18 protein-coding genes are annotated in these 17,101 nt (G+C 74.5%); 6 read left to right on the forward strand and 12 right to left on the reverse strand.

Going from position 1 to position 17,101, the window contains the following annotated elements; translation table 11 throughout:
* Positions 1-9: 9 nt before the first annotated feature.
* From ACH4T9_RS29140 to ACH4T9_RS29160, 5 genes are all read right to left on the reverse strand, one after another.
* Complete coding sequence (locus tag ACH4T9_RS29140) at positions 10-741, reverse strand: hypothetical protein (RefSeq protein ID WP_396674201.1); 732 nt, start codon at positions 739-741, stop codon at positions 10-12.
* Positions 742-1,121: 380 nt separating this feature from the next.
* Entirely contained in the window at positions 1,122-1,751 is a 630-nt protein-coding gene (locus ACH4T9_RS29145; protein WP_396674199.1) for an MBL fold metallo-hydrolase, read from the reverse strand.
* Positions 1,748-2,836 (reverse strand): S-(hydroxymethyl)mycothiol dehydrogenase, encoded by a 1,089-nt coding sequence (locus ACH4T9_RS29150; protein ID WP_396674197.1) that lies wholly within the window; start codon positions 2,834-2,836, stop codon positions 1,748-1,750. Before ACH4T9_RS29150 ends, ACH4T9_RS29145 begins: the two co-directional genes overlap by 4 nt.
* Positions 2,837-3,014: 178 nt before the next feature.
* Entirely contained in the window at positions 3,015-4,352 is a 1,338-nt protein-coding gene (locus tag ACH4T9_RS29155; RefSeq protein ID WP_396674196.1) for a nitrate/nitrite transporter, read from the reverse strand.
* Positions 4,349-5,011, reverse strand: a complete 663-nt coding sequence (locus ACH4T9_RS29160) for a GntR family transcriptional regulator (RefSeq protein ID WP_396674195.1) — start codon at positions 5,009-5,011, stop codon at positions 4,349-4,351. The genes ACH4T9_RS29155 and ACH4T9_RS29160 overlap by 4 nt, the downstream gene beginning before the upstream one ends.
* 258 nt (positions 5,012-5,269) lie before the next feature.
* Between ACH4T9_RS29160 and ACH4T9_RS29165 the strand changes: the two genes are divergently transcribed.
* Positions 5,270-6,715, forward strand: a complete 1,446-nt coding sequence (locus ACH4T9_RS29165; RefSeq protein WP_396674194.1) for a cryptochrome/photolyase family protein — start codon at positions 5,270-5,272, stop codon at positions 6,713-6,715.
* 6 nt (positions 6,716-6,721) lie between these two features.
* On the opposite strand, the gene ACH4T9_RS29170 is transcribed toward ACH4T9_RS29165, so the two are convergent.
* From ACH4T9_RS29170 to ACH4T9_RS29180, 3 genes are read right to left on the reverse strand one after another with little or no spacing between them, the layout of a single operon-like run.
* Entirely contained in the window at positions 6,722-7,573 is an 852-nt protein-coding gene (locus tag ACH4T9_RS29170) for an alpha/beta fold hydrolase (protein ID WP_396674193.1), read from the reverse strand.
* Positions 7,570-8,523, reverse strand: coding sequence for an SDR family NAD(P)-dependent oxidoreductase (locus ACH4T9_RS29175; protein WP_396674192.1), 954 nt, complete (start codon positions 8,521-8,523; stop codon positions 7,570-7,572). The genes ACH4T9_RS29170 and ACH4T9_RS29175 overlap by 4 nt, the downstream gene beginning before the upstream one ends.
* Before the next feature lie 33 nt (positions 8,524-8,556).
* On the reverse strand, positions 8,557-10,062 hold the full coding sequence (locus ACH4T9_RS29180; protein ID WP_396674191.1) for a flavin-containing monooxygenase: 1,506 nt from the start codon (positions 10,060-10,062) through the stop codon (positions 8,557-8,559).
* Between the two features lie 114 nt (positions 10,063-10,176).
* Between ACH4T9_RS29180 and ACH4T9_RS29185 the strand changes: the two genes are divergently transcribed.
* From ACH4T9_RS29185 to ACH4T9_RS29195, 3 genes are all read left to right on the forward strand, one after another.
* Entirely contained in the window at positions 10,177-10,842 is a 666-nt protein-coding gene (locus tag ACH4T9_RS29185; RefSeq protein WP_396674190.1) for a TetR/AcrR family transcriptional regulator, read from the forward strand.
* Positions 10,843-11,065: 223 nt separating this feature from the next.
* Positions 11,066-11,485, forward strand: coding sequence for a VOC family protein (locus ACH4T9_RS29190; protein WP_396674189.1), 420 nt, complete (start codon positions 11,066-11,068; stop codon positions 11,483-11,485).
* 54 nt (positions 11,486-11,539) lie between these two features.
* On the forward strand, positions 11,540-11,968 hold the full coding sequence (locus ACH4T9_RS29195; protein WP_396674188.1) for an archease: 429 nt from the start codon (positions 11,540-11,542) through the stop codon (positions 11,966-11,968).
* 21 nt (positions 11,969-11,989) lie between these two features.
* Here ACH4T9_RS29195 and ACH4T9_RS29200 read toward each other — a convergent pair whose 3' ends face one another.
* Positions 11,990-13,408 carry an RtcB family protein gene (locus ACH4T9_RS29200; protein WP_396674187.1) on the reverse strand — a complete coding sequence of 473 codons (1,419 nt, stop codon included), beginning with the start codon at positions 13,406-13,408 and terminating at the stop codon, positions 11,990-11,992.
* 166 nt (positions 13,409-13,574) lie between these two features.
* On the opposite strand from ACH4T9_RS29200, the gene ACH4T9_RS29205 reads away from it, so the two are divergent.
* Both ACH4T9_RS29205 and ACH4T9_RS29210 read left to right on the forward strand, forming a co-directional pair.
* Positions 13,575-14,501 (forward strand): pentapeptide repeat-containing protein, encoded by a 927-nt coding sequence (locus ACH4T9_RS29205; protein WP_396674186.1) that lies wholly within the window; start codon positions 13,575-13,577, stop codon positions 14,499-14,501.
* A 244-nt stretch (positions 14,502-14,745) separates the two neighbouring features.
* Positions 14,746-14,976 carry a hypothetical protein gene (locus ACH4T9_RS29210; protein WP_396674185.1) on the forward strand — a complete coding sequence of 77 codons (231 nt, stop codon included), beginning with the start codon at positions 14,746-14,748 and terminating at the stop codon, positions 14,974-14,976.
* An 89-nt stretch (positions 14,977-15,065) separates the two neighbouring features.
* Here ACH4T9_RS29210 and ACH4T9_RS29215 read toward each other — a convergent pair whose 3' ends face one another.
* The 3 genes from ACH4T9_RS29215 to rnhA all read right to left on the reverse strand — a co-directional run bounded on the left by ACH4T9_RS29215 (position 15,066) and on the right by rnhA (position 17,055).
* Positions 15,066-15,278, reverse strand: a complete 213-nt coding sequence (locus ACH4T9_RS29215; protein WP_396686872.1) for a ferredoxin — start codon at positions 15,276-15,278, stop codon at positions 15,066-15,068.
* The gene (locus ACH4T9_RS29220) at positions 15,272-16,495 is read right to left on the reverse strand and encodes a cytochrome P450 (protein WP_396674183.1); all 1,224 of its coding nucleotides are present in this window, start codon (positions 16,493-16,495) and stop codon (positions 15,272-15,274) included. The genes ACH4T9_RS29215 and ACH4T9_RS29220 overlap by 7 nt, the downstream gene beginning before the upstream one ends.
* An 86-nt stretch (positions 16,496-16,581) precedes the next feature.
* Positions 16,582-17,055 carry a ribonuclease HI gene (gene rnhA, locus ACH4T9_RS29225; RefSeq protein ID WP_396674182.1) on the reverse strand — a complete coding sequence of 158 codons (474 nt, stop codon included), beginning with the start codon at positions 17,053-17,055 and terminating at the stop codon, positions 16,582-16,584.
* Between the last annotated feature and the right edge of the window lie 46 nt (positions 17,056-17,101).

A 17,101-nucleotide genomic window follows, 5' to 3' on the forward strand; every position in this document is an offset into this window, starting at 1 on the left:
AGGATTGCGTCACCAGAGCTGCTGGACGACGTCCGCAGCCTGCTCCTCCCACTGTGCGTACGCGTACGGGTACGCCGACACCTGCACCGTCTGCGCGGCGGCGGTCAGCGGCAGCTCGTTCCAACCGCCCACGTTCTTCAGTGCGTCGAAGAACGCCTCGGAGGCGTACTCGGGGTCGGTGATCTCGTCGGGCGAGCCCCAACCCGACGACGGGCGCTGCTGGAACAGGCCCTGCGAGTCGTGGTCGTTGTACGCCCCCAGGTGGCCCAGGTTGTACAGCTTCGACTCCTGCAGCGAGGTGGCCACACCGATCACCGCGCCCCGCTCGCCGACGCCGGTCTCCTTGGCCGCCTTGATGATCACCTCGGCGTTCTCGAGCTGCGCGTCGTCGAGGGGGATGCGCGACTGGGCGCCCTCGAGGCCGTGCGGGATCAGTTCGTCCCGGTCCGGCTTCTCGGCCGGCGTCGTGCTGCTGATGCTCTCGCCGGTCGTCAGCGCGGATTCGACGGTGGCGCCCTCGCGGTTCTTGCCGGTCGCCAGGTCGATCGCGGCCACCGCACCGGCGTGCGGGCCGCTGGTGACCGGTGCGGCGACGGCCATGGGGCCGAACGCCAGGCCGCCGAGGACGGCGACGCCGGCGATGCTCAGGACGATCCTGCGGTTCGGGGTCTTCGCGATGGCCGGGATCCGGTCGGTGGTCTTCGCGATGGCCGGGAGCCATCGAGTGAAGTCAACCTTCACGATGGTTGCCCTTTCGATCGTTGCGACGCGCTCCGGGTTGAGCGCCCCTCGGGGGGACCGTTCCGCCGTAGGGGTTTACCGACGGACGGTACGGGGGACACAACCAGACCCACGTGTCCGTCATTCCGGATATGCGGGGCAGCGGCCCGGGCTGCGAGCCCGGTCACGCCCAGAATCGGTCAGCTCGGACACAAGCGTCACCGGGCGCGGGGTGCCCCGAACCGGACGAAGCACATGCCGGATCAGCGGGTCGGCCGCCGATCCGGTGTCGACCGGCACGGACCCGACGACGGGACGGTGCTGGTGGGCGACGACGACCGCGAGTGCCGACCCGGCCCGCCCCGGCCGGAACGCCGGCCGGGGCGGGTGGCGGCGGATGGTCAGCGGCCCCGGGCGATCCACTCGTCGAGGTGCGGGGCCTCGGCGCCGACGGTGGTGCTGTCGCCGTGGCCGGTGTGCACGACCGTCTCCGGCGGCAGGGTGAGCAGCCGGGTGCGGATCGAGTCGACGATGGTGCCGAAGTCGCTGTACGAGCGGCCGGTGGCGCCCGGTCCGCCGGCGAAGAGGGTGTCACCGGTGAAGACCACACCGAGCTGCGGGGCGTACAGGCTGCACGCGCCGGGGCTGTGGCCGGGGGTGTGCAGCACCCGCAGGCCGGTGCCGGCCACCTCGATCGTGGCCCCGTCGTGCAGCTCCCCGTCGGGGGCCGTGTCGGGGTGCACCAGGTCCCACAGCACCCGGTCGTCGGGGTGCAGCAGCACCGGCGCGCCGGTGGCCCGGGACAGCTCCGGGGCCACCCGGACGTGGTCGTCGTGGGCGTGGGTGGCCACGATCGCCACCACCCGGCGCCGGCCGACGGCGCGCAGGATCGCGTCGACGTCGTGCGGGGCGTCGACGACGAGGCACTCGCTGTCGTCGCCGACCACCCAGACGTTGTTGTCGACGTCGAAGGTCTGCCCGTCGAGGGAGAACGTCCCGGAGGTGACGGTGTGGTCGACACGGACGGTCACGGGAAGACCACCACCGAGCGCAGCACGTCGCCATGGTGCATCCGGGTGAACGCCTCCTCGACCTGGTCCAGGGCGATCTCCTCGGTGACGAAAGCGTCCAGGTCGAGCCGGCCCTGCAGGTAGAGCTCGGCGAGCAGGGGGAAGTCGCGGCTGGGCAGGCAGTCGCCGTACCAGCTCGACTTGAGCGCGCCGCCGCGGCCGAAGACGTCCAGCAGCGGCACGTCGACGGTCATCTCGGGGGTCGGCACGCCGACCAGCACGACCGTCCCGGCGAGGTCGCGGGCGTGGAACGCCTGCTTCCAGGTCTCCGGCCGGCCGACGGCGTCGATGACGACGTCGGCGCCGAAGCCGCCGGTGGCAGCGCGGATCGCCTCGACCGGGTCGTCCTCCGAGGCGTTGACCGTGTGGGTGGCGCCGAACTTCCGGGCCCAGTCGAGCTTGCGGGAGTCGGTGTCCACGGCGATGATCGTCGTCGCCCCGGCCAGGGCCGCACCGGCGACGGCCGCGTCACCGACCCCGCCGCAGCCGATGACGGCCACGGAGTCGCCGCGGGTGACCCCGCCTGTGTTCATCGCCGCGCCGAGGCCGGCCATCACCCCGCAGCCGAGCAGGCCGACGGCGGCGGGCCGGGCCGCCGGGTTGACCTTGGTGCACTGTCCGGCGTGGACGAGGGTCTTCTCGGCGAAGGCCCCGATGCCCAGGGCCGGGGACAGCTCGGTGCCGTCGGTGAGGGTCATCTTCCGGGCCGCGTTGTGGGTGGCGAAGCAGTACCACGGCCGGCCCCGCCGGCAGGCGCGGCAGACCCCGCAGACGGCCCGCCAGTTGAGCACCACGAAGTCGCCCGGCGCGACGCCGGTGACGCCCTCGCCCACCTGTTCGACGATGCCGGCCGCCTCGTGCCCCAGCAGGAACGGGTACTCGTCGTTGATCCCGCCCTCGCGGTAGTGCAGGTCGGTGTGGCAGACCCCGCAGGCCTGGACGCGGACCACCGCCTCGCCGGGCCCCGGGTCGGGCACCACGATCGTGGTGACCTCGACCGGCGCGCCCTTGCGCCGTGAAATGACTCCCCGGACTTCCTGGCTCACGTTCTCCTCCTGCTCCACCGCTGTCGATGCCGGCGGCCCGCGGTGGGCGGGACGACGACGGAGAGCGCCACCGGGCGGGTACCCCACGTCGATCACGCTCCCCGGCGAAACTACCGCCGATCACCGTGCCGAGCCCAGCAACGCCCGACGCTTACCACGGCCGAGGCCACGGGGGTGATCACGCGGGTCGATGGGCCGGCACGGGCTGCGTGACCGGGGCGACGTCGCGGGCCAGGTCGGCGAGGTGGCGGCGGGCGGCATTGCGGTAGCGCAGCACCTGGACCGCGCCGAGCGCCCACAGGCCGTACTGCACGGCGAAGGCCCACCGGAAGGCGGTCAGGTCCGGTGCGGCGCGGCCTGCGGGGGTGGCCAGGTCCAGCACGACCCCGATGGCCAGCACCAGGGCGATCGAGGCGGCGAAGCCGCCCACGTTCACGATGCCGGTGGCGCTGCCGAGCCTGCTGGCCGGGTTGAAGGTGCGGGCGTAGTCGAAGCCGATGGCCGAGCCGGGACCGTTGGCGGCCAGCACCACGACCAGGGCGACCAGCAGCCAGCCCGGGGCGCGGCCGGGCCAGGCCAGCACCACCGCCCAGATCGCGGCGGTGGCCGCGGTGACGGTGAGCACCAGCACCGAGCGGCGGAACGGGTGCCGGGCGCACAGGTGGGCGATCAGCGGCCCGGCCAGCAGGCCGGCCAGGGTCATCAGGGTGAGCAGGGAGGCTGCGACGGTGGGCGCCATTCCCTGCCCCTGCACGAGGAACGGGTACCCCCACAGCAGCGCGAACACCGAGCCGGAGAACTGGGTGACGAAGTGCGTCCACAGCCCCAGCCGGGTGCCGGGCTGGGCCCAGGCGGCGGCCAGTTCCCGGCGTACGGTGGCCAGGTCGGGGGTGGGCGCCGCGGTGTGCTCGCGGTGCGGGCTGTCCCTGACGGCCGCGACGATCATGGTGAGCACGGTCGCGCCGAGCGCGGCGGCGGCGAGGAACGCCGGGGTCCAGCCGGCGCGGTGCAGCAGGGCGACCAGCGGCACGGCGCCGAGGACCGCGCCGAACTGACCGAAGGTGCAGGTGAGCTGCACCAGCATCGGGTTGCGTCGGCCGGGGAACCAGAACGCGACGATGCGCAGCACGCTGATGAAGGTCATCGCATCGCCGAGGCCGACCAACACCCGGGCGGCGACAGCGAGCCCGACGTCGGTGGCCACCGCGAAGCAGAGCTGGCCGGCGACCATCAGCGCCCCGCCGGCGATCAGTAGCCGCCGGGAGCCGAACCGGTCGAGCAGCACCCCCACCGGCACCTGCATGGCGGCGTACACGGCGAGCTGGGCGACGGTGAAGATGGCCAGGGTGGAGGCGCTGATGTCGAAGCGGTGCGCGGCGTCGACGCCGGTGACGCCGAGGGAACTGCGGTGGAACACCGCCGCCACGTACGCGCTGAGGGCCACCGCCCAGACCAGCGCGGCGGAGCGGCGGGGCGCGGCGGTCGGTGTCGGTACGGCGGTGGCGGCGACGCTCACCGAAGGGTCCGCAGCACTGTCGCGGCGTTGTCGATGTGCGCGGCGACGCTGTCCAGCCAGGCCTGCGGATCGTCGCCGTCGAGGGCGGCGAGCTGGGCGGTGTGCTCGGTGATCGCCATCTCGGCCCAGCCGGGCGAGAGCCGGAAGCTGGCCTCGCCCATGCGTAGCTGGCGGTCGCGCAGCCGGTGGTACAGCTCGGCGAGGATCTCGTTGCCGGCGGCCTCGACCACGGTGGCGTGGAAGGCCCGGTCGGCGGACATCAGGGCGGTGATGTCGCCGGCGGCGTGGGCCTCGCGCATCCGGTCCAGCCAGCGGGTCAGGTCGGCCCGCAGCGTGGCGCGGCGGGGCCAGACCCGCTCGGCGGCGTGCAGCTCCACCAGCCGGCGCGCCTCGATCACGTCGACGATCTCCCGGGCGGACACGGGCCGGATCAGCGCGCCGCGCTTCGGGTAGAGGGTGACCAGCCCTTCGGCCTCCAACCGCAGCAGGGCCTCCCGGACCGGGGTGCGGGACATCCCGACCGCCTCGGCGATCTCCCCCTCGCTGATCAGCAGCCCGCCGGGGTAGACCTGTTCGAGAATCGACCGCTTCAGGTGCCGGTACGCCCGCTCCGTGGCGGAGGGGGCGACGGCGCGCGCCGCAGGGGTGGGATGCGTCATGTATCTATGGTGCGTCGCACCCCCTGCGGGCCGGAACGCGGGCCGCCCGGACGTGGCCCGGGCCACGTCCGGGCCGGGGCCCAGGGGCGCCAGGGCCCGCGGGTGGGCCCTTGGCGGCATCATCGCCGGCCGCCGGCCCGGGTCGCGCCGCCGGGGCCCGGTCGCCACCTGGCGAGAAGGGTGTTGTGTGGCGTGCGCCACTCCCAGGACACGCCGGCACGGCGGGCGACGCCCCGCCGCACTGGGCAGAATCGACGCATGTCTTCGCGCCGATGGCTGCTCGCCGATCAACTCGGGCCGCACTTCCTCGACGACGGGGTGCAGCCGGTGCTGCTCGTGGAGGCCCGGGAGCTGTTCCGGCGGCGTCCCCTGCACCGGCAGAAGGCCCACCTGATCCTGTCCGCGTTGCGCCACCGGGCCGCAGAGCTGGGCGACCGGGCGCTGCTGGTGCGGGCCGGGACGTTCCGGGAGGCCCTGGCCCGGGTCGACGGGCCCGTCGAGGTGTGCCACCCGCCGTCGCGGGCGGGTCTGGCCTTCGCCCGCTCCGTGCCGGGGCTGACCATTCTGCCGCCCCGGGGCTTCCTCATCAGCCGCGACGAATTCACCGCCTGGGCGGACGCGTACCGGCGGGGGCCGTTGCGGATGGCCGAGTTCTACCGCTGGGCCCGCAGTGAGCACCGCGTGCTGGACGGCCCGCCGGGGCGGGTGCCGCGCCGGCCCCGGCGCTCCGGCGGCACGGTCGCCCCCGCTCCCCCGCCGATCGTGGAGGACGAGATCGACGCGGAGGTACGCGACGATCTGGACCGGTGGGAGAAGGAGGGGATGCGGTTCGTCGGCCGGGACGGGCCGCGCCGCTACCCCGCCACGTACGCCGAGGCCGACGCCCGGCTGCGGCACTTCGTCCAGCACCGGCTGCCCGACCACGGCCGCTACCAGAAGGTGATGAGCGTCGGCGACCCGATGCTGGCGCACAGCGTGTTGTCGTCGTCGTTCAACCTGGGGCTGCTCGACCCGGCGGAGGCGATCCGGGCGGCCGAGGGCGCGTGGCGTGACGGGACCGCGTCGCTGTCGGCGGTGGAGCCGTTCATCCGAGGGCTGCTCGGCTGGCGGGAGTTCCTCTGGCAGCTCTACTGGTACTTCGAGCCCGCGTTCCGGGGCGGCAACTGGCTGGCCGCGACCGAGCCGCTGCCCGGCTGGTTCGCCGACCTGGACGCCGACGCGGTCGAGGCCCGCTGCCTGGCCGACGTGCTGGCCGGGGTGCGGGACGGGGCCTGGGCGCACCACTCACAGCGGCTGCTGGTGCTCAGCAACTACGCGTTGCAGCGCGGCTGGCGGCCGGCGGAGCTGGTGGACTGGTTCAAGGGGTGCTTCGTCGACGGCGCCGACTGGGTGATGAACGCGACGGTGGTCGGCATGAGCCGGTACGCCGACCTGGGCCGGGTGGACACCCGCCCGTACGCGGTCGACGGCCGGTACATCGACGAGCTCAGCGACTACTGCGGCGGCTGCCGGTACCGGCCGGACGCCGTGCTCGGCGACCTGGCCTGCCCGTACACCGGGGGGTTCGACGCCTTTCTGCACCGCAACCGGGGGCGGCTGGCCGGCGATCCGCGGCTCGCCGCGGAGCTGGCCGAGCGCGAGGACCCGCAGGTGCGGGAGGCGGTGCTGGCCCAGGAGGACAAGCGCGGCGGCAGCCCGCCCTGACCGTCCTCAGCCATGCGCGGGGTGGTCGGCCCAGAAGTCGGTGACCAGCCGGTGCAACTCCTCGGCCCGCTCGACCTGCGGCAGGTGGCCGGTGTCGGCGAACAGGTGGGCGCGGGCCAGGGGCAGCCGGGCGCGGGCGGCGGCGAGGTGCGCGGCGGGCAGGATCAGGTCGCGGTCGCCCCAGACCACCAGGATGGGCAGGTCCAACCGGGCCACGGCGTCGAGCAGTTCGGCGCGCCACCCGGGGGCGACGCCGCGGAACGTGCCGAGGCTGCCGACGAGCTCCAGCATCACCCGGGCGGCGTGCGGTCGGCGGGCCGCCGCGAGGGCCTCGGCGAGGCGCGCCTGCGTGACGTGCCGCCGGTCGTGGAACAGGGCCCGCTCGGTGCGCCGGATCACGGCCCGGCTCGGCCGCAGCAGCAGCCGGCCGAGCGGTCGCAGTGCCAGCAGGCGCAGCGCGATCGTCACCTCCGCGCCGAAGCCGGCGCTGTTGACCAGCACCAGGCTGGCCGCGCGGGCCGGGTCGTCGACGGCCAGCCGCATCGCGACCGCCCCGCCGAGGGAGTTGCCGACCAGGTGGGCGGGGCGGTCGACGCCGAGGGCGTCGAGGCAGTCGGCGGTGGCCCGGGCCAGCGCCGGCAGGGTGTGCGGCTCGTCCAGCGGTGCGGATCCGCCGTGCCCGGCCAGGTCGAGGCTGACCACCCGGTGGTCGCGGGCGAGCAGGTCGTGCTGCTCGGCGAAGTCGGCGAGGGTGCGGCCGATGCCGTGCAGCAGCACCACCGGCGAGCCCTGCCCGGCCACCCGGCAGCGGACCGCCCGCCCCCGGACGGTGAGGGTCGTGTCGGCCGGACCGGTCACGCCGGCTGCCCCTTCGGGCTGTCCGGCCCGGTCACGCCGGCTCCCCCGGGGCCGTCCGCCGGAGCCGGGGTGGTGGGCGGCCCTGCCGGACGGCCTGACGGGGGTGCGGCGGCAGCCGGCCGGGGGGCGCGGCGGAGGGCGAGGGCGATGACCCGCCCGTACGAGGCGGGGGCGAGCCGGGCCAGCAGGTCCGGCAGCTTCGCCGACCAGCCGATCAGCACCCGGCCCCGGCGGCGCTCGACGCCGCGCAGAATGACCTCGGCGGCGACGGCGGGGTCGATGGAGAGCAGCTTCTCGAACTGCCGGCGGCCGGCCTCGAACTCCTCGGCGGGCACGCCGCTGCCGACCCGGGCGCTCTGCGCGATGCGGGTGCGGATGCCGCCCGGGTGCACGGAGGTCACCCCGATGCCGTCGTCGACCAGCTCGTGGCGCAGCGCCTCGGTGAAGCCGCGGACGGCGAACTTGCTCGCCGCGTACGCGGTCTGCCCGGCGGGGGCGATGAGCCCGAACAGGCTGGACACGTTGACCAGGTGGGCGCCGGGCTCGGCCTTCAGGGCGGGCAGCAGGGCGTGGGTCAGCCGCACCACGGCCCGGAAGTTGACGTCGACCACCCAGCCGAACTCGTCGAGGGTGACCTGGTCGAACCGGCCGCCCAGGGCGACGCCGGCATTGTTGACCAGCAGCCGCACCCGGGGGTGGCGCCGGCAGATCTCCTCGGCCACCACGGTGGTCGCGGCGGCGTCGGCGAGGTCCACCAGGTGGGTGGTGACCGGCCGGTCGGGGTGGTCGGCCCGGATCGCGGCCATCACGGCGGCGAGCCGGTCGGCGTCCCGGTCGAGCAGGACCAGGTCGGCGCCGCGCCGGGCCAGGCCGTGGGCGAGGGCCTCGCCGATGCCGCTGGCCGCCCCGGTGACCACGGCCGTCCCGGCCGCGAAGTCGAACCTGCGCACGTCGGTCTCCTCTGCTCGGTCGGCGGGGTCCGGTCAGCCGGCGGGGGTGCCGGCGGGGTCCCGCCGGCCGGTGCTGGCCGCCTCGCCCGCGCGGGAGAAGCGCACCCCGGCGTCGGTGAGCCGGCCGTGCCGCATCAGCAGCACGTCCCGGGCGTAGTTCTGGTGCAGCCGCCACGGCGTCGCCGCGCCCTGCTTCGGCAACGCGTCGACGCTGCGCAGCACGTACCCGGACTTCAGGTCGATCAGCGGCTCCAGGTCGCCCGAGGCGGGGGCGAGCGGGGTGACGACCTGCTGGCCGGTGGCGTCGAGGTGGGTCAGCAGCCGGCAGACGTAGGTGGCGACCAGGTCGGCCTTGAGCGTCCAGGAGGCGTTGGTGTAGCCGATGGTCATCGCGAAGTTCGGCACTCCGGAGAGCATCATGCCCTTGTACGCCACCGTTCGCGCGAGGTCGACCCGCTCGCCGTCCACGGTGATCGTCATGCCGCCGAGGACGAGCAGGTTGAGGCCGGTGGCGGTGACCACGACGTCGGCGGTCAGCTCCGCGCCGGAGGCGAGCCGCAGGCCGGTGGCGGTGAGGGTCTCGATCCGGTCGGTGACCACCGAGGCCCGGCCCTGCCCGAGGGCGGTGAACAGGTCGCCGTCGGGGACCACGCACAGCCGCTGGTCCCACGGGTCGTAGCGGGGCGCGAAGTGCCGGTCGACGTCGTAGCCGGCGGGCAGCCGCCCCCTCGCCGCCCGCCGCAGGAACCGCTTCACCAGCTTCGGTGCGCGGCGGCTGAGCTGGAAGGTGGCCGTGCCGAACAGCACGTTCTTCCACCGCACCACCGGGTATGCGGCCTTCGCGGGCAGGAAGCGGCGCAGCGCGTCGGCGAGGGCGTCGCGCGAGGGCAACGCGATCACGTACGTCGGTGAGCGCTGGAGCATGGTGACGTGGGCGGCCCGCTCGGCCAGGGCCGGCACCAGGGTCACCGCGGTCGCGCCGCTGCCGATCACCACCACCCGTTTGCCGGTGTGGTCGAGGTCGGCGGGCCAGTGCTGCGGGTGCACCAGCCGCCCCGTGTACGCCCGCACGCCGGGAAGGTCCGGGGTGTAGCCGGTGTCGTAGCGGTAGTAGCCGGAGCAGGTGAACAGGAACGCGCAGGTGAGGGTGACGTCCTCGCCGGTGTCGTCGCGGTGGGCGCGCACCGTCCAGCGGGCGCTCGCGCTGTCCCACTCGGCGGCGAGCACCCGGTGGTGGAAGCGGATGTGCTCGTCGACGCCGTACTCGTGGGCCGTCTCGCGGACGTAGTCGCGGATCGAGTCGCCGTCGGCGATGGCCAGCGGGTTGGTCCACGGCTTGAACGAGTAGCCGAGGGTGAACATGTCCGAGTCCGACCGGATGCCCGGGTAGCGGAACAGGTCCCAGGTGCCGCCGATCGCGCCGCGCGCCTCCAGCACCGCGTACGTCCTGTCGGGGCGGTTACGGCGCAGGTGGCAGGCGGCACCGACGCCGGAGAGACCGGCACCGACGATCAACACGTCGACGTGGTCGGAGGCCATCGCGCGTCTCCCGTCACAGGGGTGGTGGACCGGACCCTATCCAGCGCCGTCGACGTTGGTCAACACACTGTCGAGTGGAATCGACACGGTGTCGAGGTAGTAGCATCTGCGCTCATGACCGCCACCGCCCGTACACCCGGACGCGGCGCCGGGGCACGGGGCCGGCGGGCGGCCCGCTCGACCGGGGACGACCGGCAGTTGGCCATCCTGGCCACCGCCGAGCGACTGCTCGCCCAGCGGCCGTTCGGTGAGATCTCCGTCGACGACCTGGCCCGGGGCGCGGGCATCTCCCGGCCGACGTTCTACTTCTACTTCCCGTCGAAGGACGCGGTGCTGCTCACCCTGCTGGACCGGGTCACCGAGGAGGCCGACGCGGCGGCCGGTGACGTGCTGGTCCGGCTGGCCGAGGACCCGAGGGCCCGGTGGCGGGAGCTGATCCACCGGTTCCACGAGACGTTCGGCGCGCACCGCGCGGTGGTGCGGGCCTGCGCCGAGGTGCGCGGCACCAACGCCGAGGTGCGCCGGCTGTGGGCCGCGGTGCTGGAGCGCTGGGTGCAGGCCGTCGAGGCCGCCGTGCTGGCGGAGCGACGGCGCGGCGCGGCCCCGGACGGCCTGCCGGCCCGGGACCTGGCGATCGCGCTGACCTCGATGAACGAGCGGGTCTGGTACGCCACCTTCGCCGCCGACGGGCCGGCCGTCGCGGAGCGGGACGTGGTGGACGTCCTGCTCGACGTCTGGCTCGCCAGCGTCTACCGGGGCGCGGTGCCCCCGGCCGGCTGAGGCGCCTTCCGGCCGGGAGGCAGGCGGAACGCCGGAGGCCCACGGCGGCGTGGTCGGGTTCGACGGCTGACCCGGGTACGACCGACCGGAGGGTGCCGCGGCCGCACCCGAGCCGGCACGATTCGTCACAAGGGCAGACGAGATCGTCGATGTCCCGGGGGCTTGACGGCCGAGCCGCCGCCGTACCGGACAGAACCGCTCATCGAGGCCAGGGGGCTGGAACATGGACTTCACGCTCGAACTCGTCGTGGTGCCGGTGTCCGACGTGGACCGGGCCAAGGAGTTCTACCTGGAGCGCGCCGGGTTCCGGCTGGACGTCGACATCCGCTCCGGTGAGGACTTCCGGGTCGTGCAGCTCACCCCGCCGGGGTCGGCGTGTTCGATCGCGCTGATGCGCGACCCGGACGGCGCGGGCGGCGTCGGCGGCCTGCACCTGGTGGTGACCGACCTCGACGCGGCGCGCGAGCAGCTGCTGACGCGCGGACTGCCGGCGAGCGAGATCTTCCACTTCGAGGAGGGTGGCGTGCGGTTCCCAGGCCCGGACCCGCAGCGCCGCGACTACGCCTCCTACCTGTCGTTCAGCGACCCCGACGGCAACGGGTGGCTGGTGCAGGAGGTCCGACGGGCGACCACGACGGCCTGACGGGCGCAGCCGATTTCCCCGGCGCAGTGCCGCCGGGCCCGAGATGATCGGGGCATGGAACGAGGACCGGGACGGGGCCACCGGGCCGTGCCGCACACCGCCGACGTGCGGATCGAGGCCTGGGCGCCGGACCGGGAGGGCTGCGTGGCCGAGGCGGTGTCGGCGATGGTGGACACCTTCGCCGACACCGCCGGCGCGGGCGAGGGTGCCGAGGTGACGTTCGACGTCCCGGCGGGTGGCGACGGGGACCTGCTGGTGGCCGTCCTCGACGAGGTGATCTTCCGGCTGGAGACCGAGGGGGTGCTGCCGGTCGCGACGAACGTGACCGCCGGCCCCGGCGGTGGCCTACGGGTGCGCTGGCGGGTCGTGGCCGCCGACGCGGCGGAGCCGGGCGGCGCGGTGCCGAAGGCCGTGTCGCTGCACGGGCTGCGTTTCGGTGGGGACGAGGCGGGCTGGTCCTGCGCGGTGACCCTGGACGTGTGACCTGCCGGTCCGGCCCGCGGGTCAGCCCTTGACCACGCCCAGTGGCACCAGCCGGGCCACCCGGCGGCACAGACCCGCCCGCTCGGCGACGTCCACCACGGCCGTGACGTCCTTGTACGCCTCCGGCGTCTCCTCGGCCAGCCCTCGCCAGGACGCCCCGCGCACCGCGATGCCCCGATCCTCCAGCTCCCGGCGCAGCTCCTGCCCCCGCACGGTCTTCATGGCCTGGCTGCGGCTGCGGACCCGGCCCGCGCCGTGGCAGGTGGACGCGAACGCTGGGCCGCCGGCCACCCCGGTGAGCACGTACGAGGCGGTGCCCATCGAGCCGGGAATGAGCACCGGCTGACCGGCGGCGCGCAGGTCGGCGGGGAGGTCGGGATGCCCGGGCGGCAGGGCGCGGGTGGCGCCCTTGCGGTGTACGCAGAGCCGCCGGTCGACGCCGTCCACCCCGTGCGTCTCGACCTTGGCGAGGTTGTGCGAGACGTCGTACACCAGGTCGAGCCCGCTGCCGGTGACCCGCCGGAACACCCGGCGGGCGGCGGAGGTGAGCAGCTGCCGGTTGGCCCGGGCGTAGTTCGCGGCGGCGGCCATCGCCCCGAGGTAGGACCGCCCCTGCGCGGAGTCGACCGGGGCGCAGGCGAGCTGCCGGTCCGGCACCTCGATGCCGTGCCGGGGCATCGTCTGCTCCATCGCCCGGACGTGGTCGGTGCAGATCTGGTGGCCCAGCCCCCGCGACCCGCAGTGGATCATCACGACGATTTGGCCGGCGCGCAGCCCGAACGCCGCCGCCACCGCCTCGTCGTGTATCGCGTCGACCGCCTGCACCTCCAGGAAGTGGTTGCCCGAGCCGAGGCTGCCGACCTGCCCCTGGCCGCGCTGCACGGCCCGCTCGCTGACCTGGGCCGGGTCGGCGTCGTCGACCACGCCGAAATCCTCGCACCGGTCCAGGTCACGCGGCACGCCGTGGCCGCGTTCCACGGCGTAGCGGGAGCCGCCGCGCAGCACCGCGTCGAGCTCGGACCGATCGGCCAGGTGCCAGACCGCGCCCCGGCCCATGCCGCGCGGGACCGCCGCGTCGAGGCCGTCCATCAGCGCGTCGCGCAGCCGGGGCAGGTCGGCCCGGTCCAGGTCGGCGGCGAGCAACCGCACCCCGCAGGAGATGTCGAAACCGACGCCGCCCGGGGACACCACCCCGCCCGCGGCGACGTCGGTGGCGGCGACGCCACCGATCGGGAAGCCGTACCCCCAGTGCACGTCGGGCATCGCGTACGAGGCGTCGACGATGCCGGGCAGGGTGGCGACGTTCGCCACCTGTTCCAGAGACCGGTCCGCGCCGACGTCGGGAAGTAGCGCACGGGAGGCGAAGACGACGCCGGGCACCCGCATCGGGTCGCGCCGGTCGATCCGGAACCGGAACGGCGACTCCTCGACCAGTTCCATTGGCGGCGGCTACCCGCCCTGCGGCCGGCCACACCTGCCCCGGCGACGGGGGCGGGAGACAGCGTGCCCGGCGGCACCCCCGGCCCGCGGTCACGGGGGACGGCAGGACAATGGGGGAACCCGAGGGAGCACCCCGGCGCCTCACCCCCGTAGGAGAACACCCACCGTGTCCGGAACACCCCAGCCCACGCCGTCACCGTCCACCGGCGGCGACCTGCGGGCGGACTGCTCCCGGTGCTTCGGGCTGTGCTGCGTGGCGCCCGCCTTCGCCGCGTCGGCGGACTTCGCCGTCGACAAGCCGGCCGGGCGGCCATGCCCGAACCTGGGCGGCGACTTCCGCTGCGGCATCCACCGGGACCTGCGGGACAGGGGCTTTCCCGGATGCACCGTCTTCGACTGCTTCGGAGCGGGACAGCAGGTCGCCCAGGTCACCTTCGCCGGTCGGGACTGGCGGTCCGCCCCGGACACCGCGGCGCGGATGTTCGACACGTTCGCGGTCATGCGTCCGCTGCACGAGCTGCTGTGGTACCTGACCGAGGCGGTCGCGCTGACCCCGCCCGGCCCGCTGCGCGAGGAGTTGGGCGTTGCGGTGGCGCAGACCCGGCGGCTCACGGCCGGCAGCCCGCGGGAGTTGCTCGGGCTGGACGTCGACGCGCACCGGGGGCAGGTTAACCCGCTGCTGTCCCGGGCCGGTGAGCTGGCCCGGGGCGACCGGGCCGGGCTCGACCGCCGGGGGGCCGTACTGGTCGCCGCCGACCTGCGGCGGGTCGACCTGGTCGGGGCGAACCTGCGCGGTGCCGTCCTGCTCGGCGCGGACCTGCGCGACGTGGACCTCTCCCTCGCCGACCTCACCGGCGCGGACCTGCGCGGCGCCGACCTGCGCGGGGCGGACCTGCGGCGCGCGCTGTTCCTGCACCAGTCGCAGGCCGACGCGGCCCGCGGCGACCACCGGACCGGGCTGCCGCCGGCACTGGCCCGGCCGGCGCACTGGTCCCTGCCGGTCACCCCGGTTCGCCGCCCCGCCGCAACACGGCAGCCCCGCAGGCCCCACCGCAGCGGCGGCGGCCCAGCGGCTGGCGGGCAGCGCAGGTGACGAGCCGGGCCGAAGGCGAAGCGGAGACACCCCGGCCGTGGTGGCGTTCTTGGGGCGTTGAACAGTGCGAAGGCCGACCGGTGGAAGTCACCTGAACGGGCGGCCACCGGACGGGCGACGTCGACCGGGACAGCATGGCTGAAACACGCTGCCATCGAACACCGTGGCCCCGCGACGGGCGGGCCGCGACGGTGCGAGCCGCCGGGGGACGTTTGCCGCCGGCCGGGGCGGGCAGGACTGCGGCATGACCAGTGAGGAACGCTTCGACCGAGCCAGCAGCGACGAGCCCGACGGCGCGACCGCCTACGAGGCGTCCCTGCGGCCGCCGGGCGAGTCGCTGCGCACGACCGAGGACACCGGGGACGACTTCGCCGACCTGCCGGCCGAGAACGCCCGCCCCGCACGGGAGACCAGCCGCGCCGGTTACGACGTCGACGCCGTCTCCGGCACCACCGACCCCACCCGCGAAACCTGACCCCCCACCCCGGCGCCGCAGCGTCCGGTGTTCAAGACGTTTGCGTCGGCCTGAGCTGCGGACCGACGCAAACGTCTTGAACACCCAGGTCAGGTGAGCCGGATGGCGCCGGCCGGGCAGAGGTCGGCGGCGCGGCGGATCCGGTCGGCCGCCCCGGCCAGTGGGGCGGGGCGGAGCAGGAGCACCAGGCCGTCGGCTTCGTCCTGGTCGAAGACCTCGGGCGCGGCGAGCACGCAGTTGCCCGACCCGCAGCAGCGGTCCCGGTCCACCTCGATCCGCATCGTGCCGCCCCCGGTCACCACGTCACCGGCAGGCTGTTGAGGCCGAACACGACCGACGTCTCGCGGGTGGACACCTGCTCCGGCGTCACGGTGGCGCGCAGGCGGGGGAAGCGGCGGGCCAGCTCGACCAGAGCGATCCGCAGCTCGGCGCGGGCCAGCGGCTGACCGATGCACTGGTGCACCCCGAAGCCGAAGGCCAGGTGCTGGTGCGCCTGCTGGTAGGGATCGAACTCGTCGGCGACCCCGAAGACCTCCGGGTCGCGGTTGGCCAGCGACAGCACGGCGATCGCGCCCTCCCCCGCCCGGATCAGCCGGCCGCCGATCTCGACGTCCTCCAGGGCCAGCCTGGGCAGGCCGGTGCGGACCACGCTGAGGTAACGCAGCAGCTCCTCGACCAGCGCGGGGGCCCGGTCCGGATGCAGGCGCAGCGCGTCGAGGCCTCCCGGCTCGCGCAGCAGCAGCAGGGTGCTCAGGCCGATCATGTTGGCCGTGGTCTCGTGGCCGGCGACGAGCAACAGCAGCGCCATGCCGACCAGTTCGTCGACGGTGAGCTGGCCGCTGGCCACCCGGTCGCGGACCAGCCGGCCGATCAGGTCGGTGGGAGCGTCCGCGTCGGCCTGCCGGGCGAGGACCAACTCGCGCAGGTAGTCCCGCAGCTCCCGGACCTCGGTGCGGAGCCGCTCCACGGGCGCGGTGCGGTCGAGCAGGGTGCGGCTGCGGGCCTGGAAGAAACCGTGGTCGGCGTACGGGACGCCGAGCAGGTGGCAGATCACCATCGAGGGCACCGGCAGGGCGAACGCCTCGACCAGGTCGGCGGGCGGGCCGGCGGCCTGGAGGTCGTCGAGGGCCTCGTCGACGGTCTGCTGGATCAGCGGCTCGATCCGCCGAACATTCTTGATCATAAATTCGGCGGTGAGCATCCGGCGCAGCCGGGTGTGCAGGTCGCCGTCCATCCGGATGAAGGCGCCCTGACGGTCCAGCTCGGACTGGGGCGGCAACGGACGCAGCAGCGGGAAGCCCGGCTTCTCGAAATTGGCGCTGAAGGCGGGGTGGCGCAGCAGCTGACGCACGTCGGCGTGCCGGGTGACGAGCCAGGCGGTGGTGCCGGTCGGCAGCCGGACCCGGGTCACGGGCTCGTCCAGGCGACCGCGCTCCTCCTCGTCGAGCAGGGCGAACGGGCCGTGGTCGGGGTTGGTCGGCGGCCAGAGGGGCAGGTCGGTAGCGGCGGTCGCGGTCACGCGGACACCTCCCGTGACAACTGTGAGTGACGCAATCGATCCGCAACGTTACCTATCGATGCAGATCGACACAAGGCCGCGTGACCTCACCGGGTCGCGGTCACCGTCCGGGCCTCGGTCATCCCCCGGTTGGCCAGGGCGTCGGCCCGCTCGTTCTCGGGATGGCCGTTGTGCCCCTTCACCCACAGCCAGGTCATCTGGTGCCGGGCGCAGGCGGCCTCCAGCCGCTGCCACAGGTCGGCGTTCTTGACCGGCTGCTTCGCCGCCGTCAACCAGCCGTTGCGCTTCCAACCCGCCAGCCAGCTGGTGATGCCGTTGCGCACGTACGTGCTGTCGGTGTGCAGCCGCACGGTGACCGGCCGGGTCAGGCTCTCCAACGCCTGGATCGCGGCCATCAGCTCCATCCGGTTGTTGGTCGTCGGCGTCACCTCCCCGCCACACAGCTCCCGCTCGTGGGTGCCGTAGCGCAGCAGCGCGCCCCAGCCGCCCGGGCCCGGGTTGCCACTGCACGCCCCGTCGGTCCAGATCTCCACGACCCTGTCGGCCGCCACGTCCACCATGCCCGCAACCTACCGGGTACGCCCCGCGCCCCCGTAGACCGGACCG

It is taken from the genome of Micromonospora sp. NPDC020750, from assembly GCF_044334565.1.
In the GTDB taxonomy this organism is placed as follows: Bacteria; Actinomycetota; Actinomycetes; order Mycobacteriales; family Micromonosporaceae; genus Micromonospora.